Below are 18302 nucleotides of genomic sequence, written 5' to 3' on the forward strand. Positions count from 1 at the left end.
TGTAAGGTTATGGGATCACTTCAGCAAAAAAATTCCGGCCTAAGTGCTACTCTGAAGATATGACCTTATCAAGGAGATAGCCATATGAGTTACCAACACATACTGGTCGCAGTCGACCTGTCAGACGACAGCAAAATACTGATCAACAAAGCCGTGTCACTGGCAAAACCGCTTAATGCGAAAGTCTCTTTCATTCATATCGATGTCAATTATGCCGAGCTGTACACCGGCCTGATCGATATCAACATGGCAGAAGCCCAGCATCAGGCCATCGAAGCATCGCGTACCCAACTGGCTCACTTTGAAGAGTTCGCCGGTTATCCGATCGCACACACACTGGTCGGCAGTGGTGATTTAAGCAATGAATTGTGTGACACCATCAAAGAATACAGTATTGATTTAGTGGTATGTGGCCACCACCAGGATTTCTGGAGCAAAATACTGTCCTCAACCCGCCAGCTGATTAACTGCTCACCGGTGGACATGCTGGTCGTACCGCTGAAAGACTAAAGGTCATTGGCTCACCGGGCAAACTTGGATAGACTGCGAACAATTTCCTAACATTGATACGAATTATCAACTATGGCGTATTTATCCGCAGTAACCCTACTATGGGCATTTTCTTTTAGCCTGATCGGCGTCTACCTTGCCGGTCAGGTCGATTCCTGGTTCTCCGTTTTGATGCGTGTGGCGCTGGCCAGCGTGGTGTTTCTACCGTTTTTGAAATTCCGAGGTATCAGCAAGTCGCTGATCGCTAAACTGATGATCGTCGGCGGATTTCAGCTCGGGCTGATGTACTGCTTTTATTACCAGTCCTTTCTGCTCCTTTCCGTACCGGAAGTGCTGCTGTTTACCGTGTTTACCCCAATCTACGTCACCTTGATTTATGACTTGCTCAAAGGCCGCTTCTCGCCCTGGTATCTGGTAACCGCACTCATCGCGGTCACTGGTGCGGCATGGATTAAATTTGCCGGTATCAATGACAACTTCCTGCTCGGCTTTCTGGTCGTTCAGGGCGCCAACCTCTGTTTCGCCATCGGTCAGGTGGGCTACAAGTACATCATGGAATCTGAACCGCTGGAGTTACCACAACATACGGTGTTTGGCTATTTCTACCTGGGCGCGTTGTGCGTGGCGACCATTGCGTTTGCGCTGCTGGGCAACCCCGACAAACTGCCGACCACCACCACTCAATGGGGCATTCTGACCTATTTAGGCTTGATCGCGTCTGGCTGCGGTTATTTCGCCTGGAACAAAGGGGCAACCATGGTCAATGCCGGTGCCCTGGCGGTAATGAACAACGCCCTGGTACCAGCAGGCCTGATCGTCAACATTGTGATTTGGAACCGCGAGGCGGATCTGCTTCGTCTGACGGTTGGTGGGGCGATCATTATGCTGTCATTGTGGATTAACGAGACGTGGGTAAAAAAGCGCGTGGCAATCAGTTACGCGAAAAAATAGCCCGCCACGCCAACCCGATATCAAAAAAACGCTCTCCAGCTGGAGAGCGTTTTTCAATCAAGTGAACTAGTGTACTTTGGCTTGCAGACTTTCGCCCGCCGAAACGGTGGGTGGTGTCGGCAGCAGCGCTTCCAAGCTGGCATGACGTGCTTCCAGTTGACGTTGACGCTTCAGCAGCTTGTGTTGCTTCTTAGCCAGTTTCAGCAGTTTTTTCTGTTGCTTGTAGTGCTTCTTGAGCACTTTCTTGGCCTTCTTCAACGCCTTCTTGTCCGCCAGATCAAACATCGCCGGGGTTTCGCTGTTGACCGAAGAAGACACCGAAGCAACGTCCGCAGCCCGTTTCTTCTCTTTTACTCGCGCCACCACGCGCTTCACGACAGCGGCTTTCTCGGCACTTCGCTCTGGCGACACAACTGTCGAACCGGCCGGAATCGCTTCTGCCAACAAAGCACACGCTTGCTGCTCCGCCAACGGCTTGTCCTGGCAGGTTTGTGGGGGGATTGCCGCCGGTTTACACAAACTGCCTTTGGATACTGAGGCTCGCGCACAAGAGCGGCAGACATACCGAGGTGCGACCACCAAGCGGTGAATATCACTCAAACTGCTGGCGATCTGTTTGCGATTCATCTTACATAAACGTTTGGCCATGTTGCGACTCCAGCTTGCCAATTAGCGACGGCATCATAGTAAAGGTAATAATAATAATTCTTAGTTAGATATACCGTCAGTGTGCTAATTTAGCAAGCGAAAACTGTCAGTAAACATGACGAAGGCCAGATACGAACACAGCGCCGAACTTAGGCGCTGTGAACTGAAGCATGGAGGTGTGGCGATGATCAGAATCATCACCCCATCGAGGCTTTGACATAGACATCAAAACGGTTCTTTTTGGTTTCAATCGCCATGCTCGGTTTTTGTTGGTTAAGCCACTCGGCATAATCCGGCCGTTTGACCACCACGCGTTTGGTTGCCAGGGCCAACGCCGGGGCCAGCAGCCCATCGGCGTCCAGATCGGCACCGACCAACGACTGGAACACCCGCATCTCTTTTTTAACCAACGCACTTTTCTTTTTATTCTCCGGGTGCGGGTACATCGGATCGAGATACACCACATCCGGCTGAACAAACTCCGGATCTTGCGCTAACTGTTGCAGCGCGTCATGGCTGGAGGCATGCAGCAGTGACATCCGCTCCGCGACCCAACTGCCGATTTCCGGATCTTGTCTGGCGCGAACCAAGCCGTCATCGAGCAACGCGGCCACCACCGGGTTACGCTCGACCATCTGCACTTTACAGCCCAGCGAAGCCAGGACAAATGCGTCGCGTCCCAGCCCGGCGGTACCGTCCAGTACCGTAGGGGTTACGCCCTTGTTCAGCCCGGCCGCCTTGGCGATCGCCTGGCCTTTGCCGCCGCCGAACTTACGCCGGTGGCCGACGGCACCGCCGACTAAATCAACATAAATCGCCCCCAGTTTTGGCTCATCCACTTTACGCAGCTCCAGGCGCTCGCGGGTTAATACCAGCGCAAACTCACTCTTTTCACAGTGTGACAGCTGCCAGCGGGCAGCCAGTTCATCCAGGCGAGGTTGCAGATCCGGGTCTTCACAAATCAATTGCAGTTGCAAAAAGGGCTCCAATAATAAAATGCCGTCACTGACGCAAAGTGTACCCCAGAGTTGGTCTGGTTGCAGTAACTCTGCATGTTGGCTGAGTTAAGCAGTTGAACCGCAGGGCAATGGGTATAAAATGAACCCTGACCTGTTAGCCAACGGAACTGCGCCCTATGAATTCCAACCTCAGCAAACTTGATGATCTTGATCGTGCGATCTTAAAAACCTTGATGGCCGATGCCCGCACCCCCTATGCCGAAATGGCCAAACAGTTTGATGTCAGCCCGGCCACCATTCACGTCCGGATCGAGAAGATGAAAGCCGCGGACATCATTGAAGGCACCGAGGTGATCGTCAACACCAAAAAGCTTGGCTACGACGTGTGTTGCTTTATCGGTATCAACCTCAACGCGGCGCGCGATTACCATTCTGCACTGGAAAAACTCAACGCCCTGGACGAGGTGGTGGAAGCGTACTACACCACCGGCGCGTACAACATTTTCGTCAAACTGATGTGTAAATCGATTGAAGAGCTGCAATTTGTCCTGATCGACAAACTGCAAGCCATTGATGAGGTACAGTCGACCGAAACGCTGATTTCGCTGCAAAACCCGATCAACCGCAATGTGAATCCCTGATCCAGCCAACAAAAAAGGCCAGCCGTCACGGCTGGCCCTGTTAGCTTGGCTGAGTGATTACACGGCAATCCCCGAATGACGCAGCAAGGCATCAATTTGAGGCTCGCGGCCACGGAAGCGCTTAAACAGCTCCATCGGCTCTTCACTGCCACCCATTTCCAGAATGTGGTTCAGGAAGCTGCGGCCGGTCTCCGGGTTGAAAATCCCCTCTTCCTCAAAACGCGAGAATGCATCCGCTGACAGCACTTCAGCCCACAGGTAGCTGTAGTAACCCGCACAGTAACCACCAGCAAAAATATGCGCAAAGCTGTGCGAGAAACGGGCCCATTCTACCGCCGGCACCACGGCCACTTTCTCTTTCACCGCCGCCAGCGTTTCCAGCACGCGGGCACCCACATCGGGATCGTATTCGGTGTGCAGGGTGAAGTCGAACAAACCAAACTCTAACTGGCGCAGGATCGCCATCGCAGACTGGAAGTTCTTCGCCGCCAGCATGTTATCCAGCATGGCTTTGGGCAGCGTCTCACCGGTTTCATAATGGCCGGAGATAAAGGCCAGCGCCTCCTCTTCCCAGCACCAGTTTTCCAGGAACTGGCTTGGCAACTCCACCGCATCCCATGCCACCCCGTTGATGCCCGATACCGCCCCGGTCTCCACCTGAGTCAGCATATGGTGAATACCATGGCCAAATTCGTGGAACAGGGTGACCACTTCATCGTGGGTAAACAGGGCCGGCTTGTCACCCACCGGACGGTTAAAGTTGCATGTCAGGTACGCCACCGGGGTTTGCAGTTCACCCGCGGCGTTAATGCGGCGTACGCGGCACTCGTCCATCCAGGCGCCGCCGCGCTTATGCTCACGGGCATACAAATCGAGGTAGAAGCTACCGCGCAGCTGACCTTGCGCATCGAAGATATCGAAAAAGCGTACCGAGTCATGCCAGGTATCCACCCCATGGCGCTCTTCAACCGTCATACCAAACACGCGGCGCAGCACTTCAAACAGGCCACTGACCGCTTTCGCTTCCGGGAAGTACGGACGCAGCTCTTCATCCGAGATCTGGAACAGGTGCTGCTTTTGCTTTTCACTGTAATAGGCGATGTCCCACAAGTTCAGTTCGCCAACACCAAATTCACTTTGGGCAAACTGACGTAACTCTTCAATTTCACGCTCACCCTGCGGTTTGGCTTTACTGGCCAGATCATTGAGGAAGCCCAGTACCTGTGACGGCGATTCCGCCATTTTGGTCGCCAGCGATTTTTCACTGAAGGTATTGAATCCGAGCATACGTGCGATTTCATGACGCAGCTTGAGCTGTTCGGTGATGATCTCAGTGTTATCCCATTTGCCGGCATTCGGCCCGCGATCCGACGCCCGGGTCACGTACGCTTCGTAAAGCTCTTTACGCAGCGCCTGATTGTCACAATAGGTCATCACTGGCAGGTAAGATGGGATATCCAGTGTGAGCAGGTAGCCATCGAGCTGTTTGGCCTCGGCGGCAGCTTTGGCAGCGGCCAACGCCGACTCCGGCATCCCGGCCAGCTCCTGCGCATCCGTTACGTGCTTGGTCCAGCCCATGGTGGCATCCAGCACATTGTTAGAAAATTTGGAACTCAGCTCCGACATCCGCTTGCTGATCTCACCATAGCGGTGCTGCTCATCGGCCGGCAGGCCAATACCGGACAGTTCAAAGTCGCGCAGCGCATCGGTAATGGTTTTCTGCTCGGCACGGGTCAGTGTAGCAAACGCCTCGCTGGCTTTAATGGTTTTGTACGCGTCGTACAACCCTTTGTGCTGGCCAACCCAGGTACCGTATTCAGACAAAATCGGCAGGCAGCTTTCATACGCCTCGCGCAGCGCCTCACTGTTGACCACCGCATTCATATGGCCTACCGGTGACCAAATGCGGTTTAAGCGGTCGTTCGCCTCTTCAATCGGTGCAATGATATTGTCCCAGGTCGGGGTGGGGTTACCTTGCAACACCTCATCAATTTTCGCACGGCAATCGTTGATCGCCTGCTCAACCGCCGGTTTAATATGTTCTGGTTTGATTTGCGAGAACGGAGGCAGGTCCGTAAACGTCAGCAGTGGATTAGACATGAAGAATTCCTTTTGTGTAATGACTTTGTTGTTCTGCACTCAATCGACAGGAAAGCCAACAACATCGACGGGGGATTTCCATTCCCTTTCTCTATGTTGTAATGACCGCTTGGGCCAACGAGAACTCACTCTGTCCTTGAATGGTTATACGTTAACTAAGTATGGGTGGCTGATACAAATTTCAATAGCAAATGGCGGGAAACGGCGCAAAATTGCGCACAATACCACCATTACTGATTGTACGACGACGTTCGCCACTTCACCTCACTTGGGTATATAATGGCCCGATACGCACACAGCATTGTATCGCAACCACAGATCACACTCAGACAAAGAGTGTTTCGAGAGTTTAATTTGTTAAGTTACCGTCACAGCTTCCATGCCGGCAACCATGCCGACGTGGTCAAACACATTGTTCAAAGCCTTATTCTTGATGCGCTGAAACAAAAAGATAAACCCTTCGTTTATCACGATACCCACTCGGGTGTGGGCCGTTACGATCTGACTCACGAGTGGTCTGAAAAAACGGGCGAGTACAAGCAAGGCATCGCCCGTATCTGGGACCAGCCAAACATCCCGGAAGAAATCAACAGCTACCTTGAGTCAATCAAAGCGCTGAATAACGGCGATAAGCTGCGTTACTACCCGGGCTCGCCACGGGTCGCGCGCGCACAGATCCGTCAACAGGACCGTATGGTACTGACCGAACTGCACCCTGCCGATCACCCGCTGCTGGAGCAGGAGTTCCATCGTGATCGCCAGGTGAGCATCTACAAAGAAGACGGCTTTAAACGCCTCAAAGCCAGCCTGCCACCCAAAGAGCGACGTGGCCTGGTACTGATCGACCCGCCTTACGAGCTGGCCAAAGAGTACCGCGATGTGGTGCAGGCGATTCACCAGAGCCACAAACGCTGGGCGACCGGCATTTATGCCATCTGGTACCCGGTGGTCAATCGCCATGATATTGACGACATGATTGAAGGCCTGCAAGGGCTCGGCATCCGCAAGATCCTGCAAATTGAGCTGGGCGTGTCACCAGACACCAACGAACGCGGCATGACGGCCTCGGGCATGATCGTGATTAACCCGCCGTGGAAACTGGAAAGCCAGATGAAAGCAATTCTGCCATTCCTGCAGGACGCGATCGCGCCGGCGACCGGCCACTGGAAAGTCGACTGGATCGTCCCCGAGTAACGCCAGCCGGTCGCCATGCACTGACTTTCAAGCGCAACGAGGCTTTCGTTGCGCTTGTTTGTTTTTTACACCACGGCAAACTCAGCCGGCAAACAGCGTCTTATTCCGCTTTCTCTGCCTCTCATCGCTATTTGTCATAATGCACGTCACTTTTTCCCATTTAGCAAATGGCTAAACTCGATTTATGATAGTGGCAGACAATTCTTAACAAAACCTTGCGGCGATATTGAGTTCACCGGACAGCACCCCAATGTACGTTAAGTAACCAAAAAAATTAATCAGCTCCTGGAGAAAGTAATGGCGACTCATTTTGACTATATCTGTATCGGTGGTGGCAGCGGCGGGATCGCTTCAGCCAACCGCGCAGCCATGTACGGTGCAAAAGTTGCGCTTATCGAAGCCAAAGACCTTGGTGGTACGTGTGTCAACGTCGGTTGTGTACCGAAGAAAGTCATGTGGCACGGCGCGCAAATCGCCGAAGCGATGAACCTTTACGCTGAAGATTATGGTTTTGACGTCGACGTGAAAAGCTTCGACTGGAGCAAACTGGTTGCGAGTCGTCAGGCCTACATCGGCCGTATCCACCAGTCTTACGATCGCGTACTCGGCAACAACAAAGTAAACGTGATCAAAGGCTTTGCGCGCTTTGTTTCAGGGGAAGGTGTTGATGAAAAAACCATCGAAGTCAACGGTGAGCACTACACCGCGGATCACATCCTGATCGCCGTTGGTGGCCGTCCGACCATTCCAAACATCCCGGGCGCCGAGTACGGCATCGATTCTAACGGCTTCTTTGATCTGGCGGAGCAGCCAAAGCGGGTCGCCGTGGTGGGTGCCGGCTACATCGCGGTTGAAATCGCCGGCGTGCTGCACGCACTCGGCACAGAAACACACCTGTTTGTGCGTAAAGCCTCACCACTGCGCAGCTTCGACCCGATGATCATCGACACTCTGGTTGAAGTGATGGATACAGAAGGCCCGACCCTACACACCCACTCTGTACCCAAAGAGGTGGTGAAAGAAGCCGACGGCAGCCTGACCCTGCACCTGGAAAATGGTGAGAGCCAAAACGTAGACCAGCTGATCTGGGCCGTCGGCCGTCACCCGGCGACAGATACGATCAACCTGAGCGCTACGGGGGTGGCCACCAACGACAAGGGCTACATCAAAGTCGACCCGTACCAGCAAACCAACGTACCCGGCATCTACTGTGTCGGCGATATCATGGAAGGTGGTATCGAACTGACACCGGTGGCGGTCAAAGCCGGCCGCCAGCTTTCTGAGCGCCTGTTCAACAACAAACCTAACGCAAAGATGGATTACGATTTGGTCCCAACGGTGGTCTTCAGCCACCCGCCAATCGGCACCATCGGCCTGAGCGAACCCGAAGCGATCGCCAAATACGGTCAGGACAATATCAAAGTGTACCAGTCTGGCTTCACCGCGATGTACACCGCCGTCACCCAGCACCGCCAGCCATGTAAGATGAAGCTGGTTTGTGCCGGCGAGGACGAGAAAGTGGTCGGCCTGCACGGCATCGGTTTCACCGTGGACGAAATGATCCAGGGTTTCGCGGTGGCCATGAAGATGGGCGCGACCAAAGCGGACTTTGATTCAGTCGTCGCTATCCACCCGACCGGCAGCGAAGAGTTTGTTACCATGCGCTAAAACGCCGGCGTAGCAAACCAGCCTGGTGGTTTGGCAGCACAGTAAACGGGGCTGGCTATACACAATGAAGTATGGCCAGTCTTTTTTTTGACGGAAACCACCGATTCAACGATACCCCCCGACTGGCTCCAGCCCTGAACGCTCCTCCTTTCTTAGCAGCAACAACTTCATACAACAGCGGAACAAGATTCGTTACGTGCGGTGTTTTTATGACAAGGGTGAAAAAGATGCGAGTAATAAACCAGACAAAGTGAGAAAACTATCAACAAAGACCAGTCTCAGCCAAAGAGAACACCGCTTTATAACGACAGCTCTTTCATAAAAGATGGTGCTATAAGTTATTGTTATATAGAGAGGTTTGTCATATTTATGAAACCAACACTCAGCATTAATGTGATATGGATCACATTAATGAATAAATATACAAATTCATTAGAAGTGCATCTGTATGCATTTTAGCGTTTGGTGATATTATTGGCTACCAATGCATTGTTACGCAATCATTCCTCAGGTGAATGATTCCAAATGTAGATACTTTGTGCGATGGATGACTATCTATTCAGAATATTACAAGCTAGAAGCAAATATATTAGACATTTCGAATTTGATATTACTTCCATCTTTTGTTTTAAATGCAAAATTCATTATTAACAACGGATGGTTTTAATGAGTCTATGCCTTTATTGTCGGCTATTTTCCGCAACCGAGGAAATATATCAGCCGACAACAATCCGAGCGGCCAGGTAAATTCAATCACCTCAGCTGAGCCCGGAGCCTCATAACAAAACCATCACCTGAAAACCGTATAACAACGCTCTAAAGCCGTGGCCAATGCGAGTTGCCCCTACAGACAGATGAAGCCGTCATCGCTGAACGGAACCAGATCAAGCAACAGCATCAACGCAACACACCTCGACTTTTCAGCCGCTAGGCAATGCATAACGATACTCAGGAAGCCGGTTTGCTCAGCATCTCTGAGCGTATGGCCAGGCTTGCTACACACCGTGTTCAAGCTGGCGCGGGTACTTGTATCTTGCCCACGCAAAGATTGCACCCAGACAGGTGTGACAGAGCCATGTGACAAGCAATCAACACGCTCTGGGTTCGTATACCTGATACTCGGCATGTTACACGGAATTTAACCCATTATAAGGGCTTGGCTTACCCTGCGAATTTAAGCAATAAAGCCGAATATATTATTAAGAATAAAAAAAGGATTTAACCAAAAGAATTATCTTCTGGTTGATAGGCTTATTGGATTTATATATCTCTCGGGATGCGGGGATTGCAATTCAATAATCTGTTCGTTTTTAAGTTTATTCTAATAAACTTAATTCTCATGGAAGTTTATAAGCATGCAGCACACAACAAAGTGGATGATGACACCGCTTGCCATATTATTGGGCGCACTGTTTTCCATGCCTTCTCTGGCGGATGAAAATAATGTAGCCGGCAGCAGTGAAACAGAATCTGCACAACATAAAAAAGATGCGTCCTGTTTTGTTTGTAACGTCGGCGGGTCGGTTTACCTGTCTTACGATACCAACATTTACAACAAGAACGACCATCGCTCTGTTCGTAATATCTCCTGGGGTGGGGATTTAACTTACACCCTATCACCTAACACAAAAGCGTACTTTTCCGCTGGAGGTTATCGGGCCCTTGAAGATGAAGTCGGTACTTATGCGACCGACTCGGTTTTGGGGCTGAAATATTCCAACCTCTACCGCTTTGGTGAAAGCGGAAAAATTGGCGCCACTGGGCAATTCACCATACCGACCTCTGAAGCTTCTCGTAACGATGAGTTACAAACCGCGTTTCGTTTCGCTGTACCGGTAACTTTTTCTGCATGGAATGTGGATTTTTCTGTTGCGCCCAGGCTGAGAAAAAACTTTCACAAGTACAAAACCATGGGAGGGCGCTCTTTAACGGAGTGGACCTATTCATTGTTAATGGCAGTGGAAAAGTCGTGGGATTCATTTGCACTGGGGCTATCAGCATTAGGTGGCAACACCATCAGCTACCAGGGGACCCGCAGAAGCAGCTGGAACTACGACGGGACGTTATATGGCACCTACAGCTTGAATGACAACTGGTCCCTGTCGCTGGCAGCGTCGTCATCCGGGTTCTATCAAGACGCTGAGCGAGGCACGTTAGGCGATATTGATTTACTCGACCAGGAAAAAGCGTCGTATAGCGCAACCGTCACCTATTCCTTTTAGGAAAATACAAAAATAACAAGGATATCAAAATAATGTTTAAGAGATTAACGCTGGTCTCTGCGATCACCGCTGCACTGGCAGGCTGTGGCGCGGACGATCAGGCCTATGACTATGTTGAAAGAGATGCAAAAGAAGTTGCCGTAAAAGACCTCAAAGATGGTCGCTGGTTCTACGTACCGACAACGGGGGCTGCGCCGCGCTTTGCACTCAACCAGTATCCTTTCTTGCAGGGCTCACCCCGCTATGTCGAGCTGTGTTTCACCAAACAGGGGCTGGAAGTCCGTAGCTATGACAAAAACTACCCTGATGCGCATCTGACCAAAGACGCGAACAATTATTGTGGTGAGGCGAAGTTCGTCGCCGGTGATGACGAGGTCAACTTTGCCCAGGTACTGACGATTCCCGGTGACTTCGCGGCGTATCGTTGTCAGGAAGATTCCTACGGTGACTGCACCAACAAAGAAGAAATCAACGATGACGCCAGCCTGAGCTACAAGCAGAACACCCACTTTACGCCCCGGCCAGAAGACTTAGAAGTCTCTGAATTTAATATGGAAGATCTGTATGGCGTCACCGATGGTGTTTCTGAGCAAGGTACGCCAAGACTCATTTCATGGGAATTTGACCCAGAGAAAGGCGTGCTTAACTTTGAGCTGGAACGCACTTTCCGTATTGATATGGATAAGATTTCTGACTACATCAACTTTGCCACCAAAGCGAGCCTCGACGAGGCATTGGTGGATGGGGCATTCAAATCTCGCTTTTACTACTCGCTGGTTCATGAAAGCCAGGTCGCAAGCGAAGGTTACCAGCCGGTGCTGTATCCGGTCGGCGATGAAAATGACATCGGCTTTTTCACTACGGCAACCAAACAGCTCAACCCGGTGACCAACAAATATGACCGCGATGTGGTTTACCTCAATCGTTTTAACCCTGACCAGGATTCGATCAAGTACTACTTAACCGATAACTTCTTTGAAGAGAAGAATAAGCTGTTTTTGGATGCCACCCTGCAGTCCATTGAGAAGATGAACCACGCTTTGCATGTGTTTGGTTCAGACGCCGGCAAACCTGAAATTGAGATCGTCAATAAGTCTCAGCCGGCCGGCGTACACCCGGGCGACCTGCGCTACAACGTGATCAATTTGCTCGATGAACCTCTGGCCAATGGCCTGCTGGGTTACGGTCCTGCGGTATCCAACCCGATGACTGGGGAGATCATTAAAGCCCATGTCAACCAATATGCGGGTGTGGCGAGAACCGGGGTGCCGTTCTACTGGGATAATCTGGCACGCTTCTACAACCGCCATCAACTGGACATGGACGGGCTAGACCCATTGCCGGCAGAAAACAAAGCGGCAACCACAGAAGTGCCTTCAAGAATGGCGACCCTGTCGACCATGGCCGCCATGGCGAAGCTTAAGGCCGACGAAAACATCCATGCGCCACTGCTAGCCAAAGATGAACTGGTGTCGGATCACGCGGTGACGAACGGTCCAACGCAATTGCTCGAACACGTCAATGATGACATGGACTTTGAAGATGTGGTCGCAGCGGAAGAAAATCGTCTGTCTTTCTGGGCGGAGAACAACATTTATCCGGTTGAGGCTTCATGGGTATCGTCAACCAGCAAAGCCATGCTGGATAACTTAAAACTGGATGATGAACGTTACTTTGATATCAAGCTGGATGACGCCGGTAAGGAAGTCTCCCGTCAGCTTAAACGCTGGAAGTACCTGCCAAAAGATCTCCAGGTTAAAACGGCAGATGCGATTACGGTGGCCACCTACAGCAATACCTTAGTCCACGAACTTGGGCATAACATGGGTCTGCGCCACAACTTCAAAGGCTCAAACGACAAGGCCAACTACTACAACTTAGAGCAGGCCCACCAGTTAGGCCTGAACAACATCCCGGCTTACAGTTCAACCATGGACTACGCGCCAAGCATGTTTGATGAGACCCCGACCTGGGGCTTGTATGATATTGCGGCGTTCAAGTTTGGTTATGGCCGTAAAGTGGAAACCATTCAGGACTCTTCTGGCGCAGTACCGACAGCGGTTGCCAAACCAGCAGATAACGCCACCGAGGAGCAAAAAGCGGCTTACACCAGCTATCTGGCTGACAAGCAGGCGTATGAACAGAGCTTTGCTTACAAGTTTGGCAGCAATCCAGACAATGAGTCATTAATGGTTTGTTCTGAAGTGAAAAAACTGACCGGCGAGCAAGACGGTAAGTCACTCTACAACTGTGATTTTAGCCGCTTCGATGCTGCAGCGTTGTCAGATGATGCCACGCAGAATGCCAAAACACGCTACGGCGTGCTGTACTATCTGGACAAAGTCAATGAGATAGAGCGTAAAGACTACGACTTCTGTACCGATGGCAATGTGTCACTGAACAGTGACTGTAACCGCTTTGATGAAGGTACCGATCTTGAAGGGATTGTCTCGTTCGAATGGCAAAACTACTTAGACAGCTACGACCGTCGTAACCTGGCGCTCTACGGGACGACGGGACTCTATTCCGCAGATTACCCGAGTTACCTGGTTCGTCGTTATATGGAAATGAGCTCTATCCGTGACAAGATGGAAGACTTGGAACGCATTGACAACCTGTATGCTAACTTAGGTTACACTGCAAGCACCGATAAGCCGGGTGATTTCTTACTGCGCATTGCGTCTAACCCGGATTACTGCAGCATTGGCAAAGCTGATAACTCTTGGTTCTGTGATTACGCCTACGGTGCGCAGAAGGCAGCGGCCTTCTTCCTTGATGTACTGCGTACGCCAGAGCACCAGTGTGTAATTGAAAACGCGTCAGGCGGACAAAAAGTGCTCTCATTTGGTCAGTTACTGGATAACAATTCGCACCTGATCCCAGCAGACTACGACCTGTTGACGGCCAGCTGTTTTGATGACCTGACCGCCGGCTTTATTGAAGATGCGGAGAGCGGCTACAAAGCCGTCGCAGAAACCCAAAATGGCCGCTTCCTCAATTCGATTGGCAGCTTTGACCCTGACTACCCATGGTCAAATGCAGTATCGGTGCTAGGCAACTGGCCAGATAAAGCGCTGGCAAGCTACTTCCTGGCGCGCCGCTTCTCACAACGCTACACCGACGAAGTGAGCTTTGCATCGCTGCTCGATCTTCCTGGCGTTCAGGCCGAGTACGAAGACATCATCAACAACATCGTGGCCAATAAAGCGCTGAATACGCCGGTACCACTGGTGGATAAAGATGGTAAGGCCTACACCAATCTCAATGGTGTCACGGTCAACCTGCATCTTACCGAGCAAATGGAATCGCTGCCGCCGATGCCAAGGGGGATCTCAGGTTTCTTGGGCATTTCTCACCGCAGCCGTGAACGGATTGGTGACGTAATTCTCAACATGGGCATTCGTCAGATGCAGTCTGATGACTACAAAGTGAAATCACGCGGTAAAGCTCAGTTTGATACCTTCACCAAGCAGCAAGATCGCTATGGCATTATTGCCGGTGATAAAGTCGAGTTTGTGATTGACGGTAAGAAGTATGTGGCGACCAAGGCGAACAAACTGGCGTATGACTATGCCAATCAGCTGGTGACCTCAGAAGGTTACGATCTGAAAACGCATCTGGACAACTACGATTCGACCGAACTGAACACCATCGCCTCGAATATCGATACGGCCTGGGGTGCGTTCCGTACCGATATCAAACCAGCCTACCATGATGCGGTCTTGCTGTTTGATGCACCGCTGGTGAATGCGATGAAGGCCACCATTGATGCCGACATTGCCGCGAACGTAGCGGTCATTAGTGAGTCATTCGATAATTTTGTGGCGGCCAACACCGCTTCGGGTGATCTGGTGTTCGACAGCGCGGCATCGACCATGAGCTACAAAGGTGGCAAAGCGCACGATGCTGCAAAAGTGTACGCCGCCTACTCAGATGCGATGGAGCTGATCTTCTACGGTTACGGGGACAGCATGATGTTCTCGGTTGACCACGTATATGCCGGCTACACCGCGGCAACCGCGGCAGACAAAGAGCTGTGGGTGAAAGATCTCAAGCTTATCCAGGCCTACCTGCGTGGTGATATCAGCACCGTAGCCGGTAAATACTACGAGATGCTCGATCACCTGCCATCAGCAAGTGACTTCGAATAAGCTCACTATAAACCGGTAAACCCAAGGCCTGCCTGACAAGCAGGCCTTTTTTATTGCCGTTTGACCCGGCAGGCGCTTGGCTTATCCACAACGGATACACCCCGGCTTGCAGCAACATCAGCCATAATAAAGAAAAGCCACAAACACAAGGTGACCCGTATGACGTCAGATCCTGTCCAGCACGCATTAAAAACCATTTACCAACATAAACCGAACTTCAAGCCTAAGGCGGCATTTATTCTGGGCTCGGGGTTAGGCGTATTAGCTGACGAGCTGCAAGACAAAGTCGTGATCCCCTATCGAGAACTGGAGGGCTTTCCGCTTAGCACCGTTGAAGGCCATTCCGGTGAACTGGTACTCGGCAACATGGGCGGGACGGAAGTGGTGTGCATGAAAGGCCGCGGCCACTACTACGAACGCGGTTCAATGAAGGTCATGACCACCCCGGTCAGAACGTTCAAAAAACTGGGCTGTGAGTTTTTGCTCGTCACCAATGCAGCAGGCTCCCTGCGCCCGGAACGCATTGAGGTGGGCTCACTGGTGGTGTTTCACGATCACATCAACACCATGCCGGAATCACCAATGATTGGCCCCAATGACGAAGAGTACGGCCCGCGCTTCTTCAGCCTGGCCAATGCTTATGATAAAGACTTGCGCGCCGAGGCGCTGGCAGTCGGTAAAGCCAACCATCTCCACCTCAACCAGGGCGTGTTTGTTTCCTATCCGGGGCCGAACTTTGAGACCGCCGCAGAAATTCGCATGATGCAGATCATTGGCGGCGATGTGGTGGGGATGTCTGTGGTACCGGAAGTGATTTCCGCCGCACATTGTGGTTTACCGGTGCTTGCAGTCTGCGCCATCACCAACCTGGCAGAAGGCCTGGGCGAGGTTGAGCTATCACACCAGCAAACGCTCAAGTGTGCCAAACTGGCTGAAGGAGATTTCATGCACTTTATCAGAGCCTTTATCAGCCATCACTTCTAAGTCAGGATTGACTGAGTAGAAACCCAAAGGGTCATCAGTTCACTGATGACCCTTTGGGCTTAATTTTTGCCGTTTCCGGCGGAATTTGACCGTCATTCCCGCAGGTTATCACCCAAGACTTCAGCACACGAACCCGCCCGCTAATGCCTTGCCTGTCGCGGCTGGCCGTTATTTGCGCCTGGCGTAACGTTCACCGCTAGGCGGTCTTCATCACGACAACGGCTGAAATCACCAAAAAAATACCAAACCAACCGATTGGTCGCAATTTTTGCTTGAACAGCAATGCCCCTCCGGTTGCGGTACCTAAAATCCCGATCGCTCCCCAAGAGGCATAAGCGATGGCTAAATCAATCTCTTTCACCGCCTGCGCGAGTAAGGTAAATGCGGTCAACACCAATACTATCGCCACAATACCCCAGCCTTTATGCTTAAACCCTTGCGAACGAGTCAGTGCCATATTGGCCATGATATCAGCCAAAGCCGCCACCACCACAAAACCGAATGACAAGGTAAAAAACTGGCCCATAATTAGCACCTCACCCTCGATGAATCTGATAGCTCTTCCTGTTGGGGCAGAGCATGTGATTCACCTAACGTCACGCATACAATACCCACAACCGCCAGGGTCAAACCCAACAATTGCTGGGTACTCAAATCAGCATCAAACAAAATAATAGAGATAACGGTGATCAGTGCGATACCCAGTCCTTCCCATGTTGCGTAGGCCACCCCAATTGCGATCTTCTTCGCGGCAATCGATAAGCAGTAGTACGAAATCGCGATCAGGACATACATGACCAGGTACCCCCACCAGGCATTACCTTGGCCGAGCAATGACATGGTACTGGTGCCAGCAACTTCGGCAACGATGGCGAGTAATAAAAATAGACGTGCAATTAACATGGTTCATCCTCCACCAGAAATTAAAAAAATGCATAACGGAGAATGGTGAATTTCACCGGGTATAAGCTATGTTCAACAAGACAATAAATTAGAAAGAGCCACTTCTCCTGACTATTCCTGATCAGGATAGCCCTTCGCCAACTAAAGAGACAGGTAATTGAGATATTCATTTTTGAATATCTCAATAAGCAAGTTGTCTAATAGATCACGCTACATCTATTTACCAGAGCAATGCACAAGCGGCGCTGAAGTCAACATCACACCACCCGCGGCCAGTTGGCACCAACGGCTTTAATTTAAAGCGACGGCGGCCATTTACCAGCAATCGTACAACGCTCTGGATTCAGGCAGGGATCAAAGGGGTATTTAAGGTTTTTTGCACCACATGGTGTAAGTGTCGGTGCAAGGGGTGATTACGGTAGGTCTGTAAGTAGCCACCAGAAACCACAAACTGACTGAACTCCCGGTTGACTGGCGGCATCGGATAGGATGCCAGTTCACGCATCAGGTGAGCCGTACTTTGGCTGGCATACATGATCGCATCGGTTTCCAGCAGCATCTGGCACGCCACTCTCAGGTTGTAGGATTTAAGCAGTACGACCGGTTCGTAACCCATGCGCTGGTATTCCGATTCAACGGTACACAGCGGCCGATAAGAGGCGGGGACCGGTAAGGACACTAGCGGCAATTGCGATACCGTATCCCAGTCATTACCCATTGGCGACAAACTCGGGTGGTCTTTGCGGGCCAGGATCACGCGCTTTTCAATAAACAGCGGGCGCATGTAAATGTCTTTCGACAACTCAGTCTCCTGGTCGAGAATGCAGTAGTCATGTTCACCTTCAAGCATCTCATCGTGAGAGTAACTGTTCCAGGTTGAGAAAGAGAATGATGCGTTGGGAAAAGCCTGGTGGCAGCCGCTCAGAAGACGCTGGCCTTGCTCGTCCATCAGGTAGGGGTCGGTCACAATCGCGATTTGGCCTTGATACTCAAGTGGGTCGAACTCTTCAAATTCTTGCACCACTTTCTCAAGCGGCAGCAGCATGTTATCAAACTCAGCCGCCAGGCGCAGCGCCATCGGTGATGGCTCAACCCCATGAGCTTTGCGCACAAACAGTGGATCATCAAAGACGTTTTTAAGCTTCATCACCCCCCGGCTGGCACTCGGCTGGGAAATGCCAAGTTGCAGCGCCGCCAGCTTGATACTGCGGTTTTCTACCACGGCCTTTAATAAGCGCATTAAATTGAGATCCAATGCATCAAGTTGATGGGCCATAAACTTACTTGCCTTATGATGAAAAAGGGTGGATATGCTCTGTAGCGGAATCTGGATGGTGAACTAAACATGATAACATTGCCAGTATGACGCAC

Annotated in this window: 14 protein-coding genes; 8 read left to right on the forward strand and 6 right to left on the reverse strand. The window is 51.2% G+C overall.

Annotation, left to right across the window (positions count from 1 at the left end):
- Positions 1 to 84 precede the first annotated feature (84 nt).
- Both uspA and P2G85_RS09975 read left to right on the forward strand, forming a co-directional pair.
- Positions 85 to 510: a universal stress protein UspA gene (gene uspA, locus P2G85_RS09970; protein WP_275863955.1), complete on the forward strand. Its 426-nt coding sequence runs from the start codon at positions 85 to 87 to the stop codon at positions 508 to 510.
- Positions 511 to 582: 72 nt separating this feature from the next.
- Entirely contained in the window at positions 583 to 1461 is an 879-nt protein-coding gene (locus P2G85_RS09975) for a carboxylate/amino acid/amine transporter (RefSeq protein WP_275863956.1), read from the forward strand.
- Positions 1462 to 1527: 66 nt separating this feature from the next.
- Here P2G85_RS09975 and P2G85_RS09980 read toward each other — a convergent pair whose 3' ends face one another.
- The gene (locus P2G85_RS09980; RefSeq protein WP_275863957.1) at positions 1528 to 2109 is read right to left on the reverse strand and encodes a hypothetical protein; all 582 of its coding nucleotides are present in this window, start codon (positions 2107 to 2109) and stop codon (positions 1528 to 1530) included.
- 197 nt (positions 2110 to 2306) lie between these two features.
- On the reverse strand, positions 2307 to 3086 hold the full coding sequence (locus P2G85_RS09985) for a class I SAM-dependent methyltransferase (RefSeq protein WP_275863958.1): 780 nt from the start codon (positions 3084 to 3086) through the stop codon (positions 2307 to 2309).
- Positions 3087 to 3244: 158 nt separating this feature from the next.
- On the opposite strand from P2G85_RS09985, the gene asnC reads away from it, so the two are divergent.
- The gene (gene asnC, locus P2G85_RS09990) at positions 3245 to 3709 is read left to right on the forward strand and encodes a transcriptional regulator AsnC (protein WP_275863959.1); all 465 of its coding nucleotides are present in this window, start codon (positions 3245 to 3247) and stop codon (positions 3707 to 3709) included.
- Positions 3710 to 3766: 57 nt separating this feature from the next.
- On the opposite strand, the gene prlC is transcribed toward asnC, so the two are convergent.
- Entirely contained in the window at positions 3767 to 5809 is a 2043-nt protein-coding gene (prlC, locus tag P2G85_RS09995; protein ID WP_275863960.1) for an oligopeptidase A, read from the reverse strand.
- A gap of 354 nt (positions 5810 to 6163) precedes the next feature.
- Between prlC and P2G85_RS10000 the strand changes: the two genes are divergently transcribed.
- The 5 genes from P2G85_RS10000 to xapA all read left to right on the forward strand — a co-directional run bounded on the left by P2G85_RS10000 (position 6164) and on the right by xapA (position 16028).
- On the forward strand, positions 6164 to 7003 hold the full coding sequence (locus P2G85_RS10000) for a 23S rRNA (adenine(2030)-N(6))-methyltransferase RlmJ (protein WP_275863961.1): 840 nt from the start codon (positions 6164 to 6166) through the stop codon (positions 7001 to 7003).
- Positions 7004 to 7300: 297 nt separating this feature from the next.
- Positions 7301 to 8671, forward strand: a complete 1371-nt coding sequence (gorA, locus tag P2G85_RS10005) for a glutathione-disulfide reductase (protein ID WP_275863962.1) — start codon at positions 7301 to 7303, stop codon at positions 8669 to 8671.
- Positions 8672 to 10026: 1355 nt separating this feature from the next.
- Entirely contained in the window at positions 10027 to 10893 is an 867-nt protein-coding gene (locus P2G85_RS10010) for a hypothetical protein (protein ID WP_275863963.1), read from the forward strand.
- A gap of 32 nt (positions 10894 to 10925) precedes the next feature.
- Complete coding sequence (locus tag P2G85_RS10015) at positions 10926 to 15044, forward strand: M66 family metalloprotease (RefSeq protein WP_275863964.1); 4119 nt, start codon at positions 10926 to 10928, stop codon at positions 15042 to 15044.
- A gap of 159 nt (positions 15045 to 15203) precedes the next feature.
- Entirely contained in the window at positions 15204 to 16028 is an 825-nt protein-coding gene (gene xapA / locus P2G85_RS10020; protein ID WP_275863965.1) for a xanthosine phosphorylase, read from the forward strand.
- Between the two features lie 196 nt (positions 16029 to 16224).
- On the opposite strand, the gene P2G85_RS10025 is transcribed toward xapA, so the two are convergent.
- The 3 genes from P2G85_RS10025 to P2G85_RS10035 all read right to left on the reverse strand — a co-directional run bounded on the left by P2G85_RS10025 (position 16225) and on the right by P2G85_RS10035 (position 18207).
- The gene (locus P2G85_RS10025; RefSeq protein WP_275863966.1) at positions 16225 to 16554 is read right to left on the reverse strand and encodes an SMR family transporter; all 330 of its coding nucleotides are present in this window, start codon (positions 16552 to 16554) and stop codon (positions 16225 to 16227) included.
- Positions 16555 to 16556: 2 nt separating this feature from the next.
- Positions 16557 to 16931, reverse strand: a complete 375-nt coding sequence (locus tag P2G85_RS10030) for an SMR family transporter (protein ID WP_275863967.1) — start codon at positions 16929 to 16931, stop codon at positions 16557 to 16559.
- A 343-nt stretch (positions 16932 to 17274) separates the two neighbouring features.
- Positions 17275 to 18207 carry a LysR family transcriptional regulator gene (locus P2G85_RS10035; protein ID WP_275863968.1) on the reverse strand — a complete coding sequence of 311 codons (933 nt, stop codon included), beginning with the start codon at positions 18205 to 18207 and terminating at the stop codon, positions 17275 to 17277.
- Between the last annotated feature and the right edge of the window lie 95 nt (positions 18208 to 18302).

The sequence above is a fragment of the Vibrio sp. CAU 1672 genome (assembly GCF_029223195.1).
In the GTDB taxonomy this organism is placed as follows: Bacteria; Pseudomonadota; Gammaproteobacteria; order Enterobacterales; family Vibrionaceae; genus Vibrio.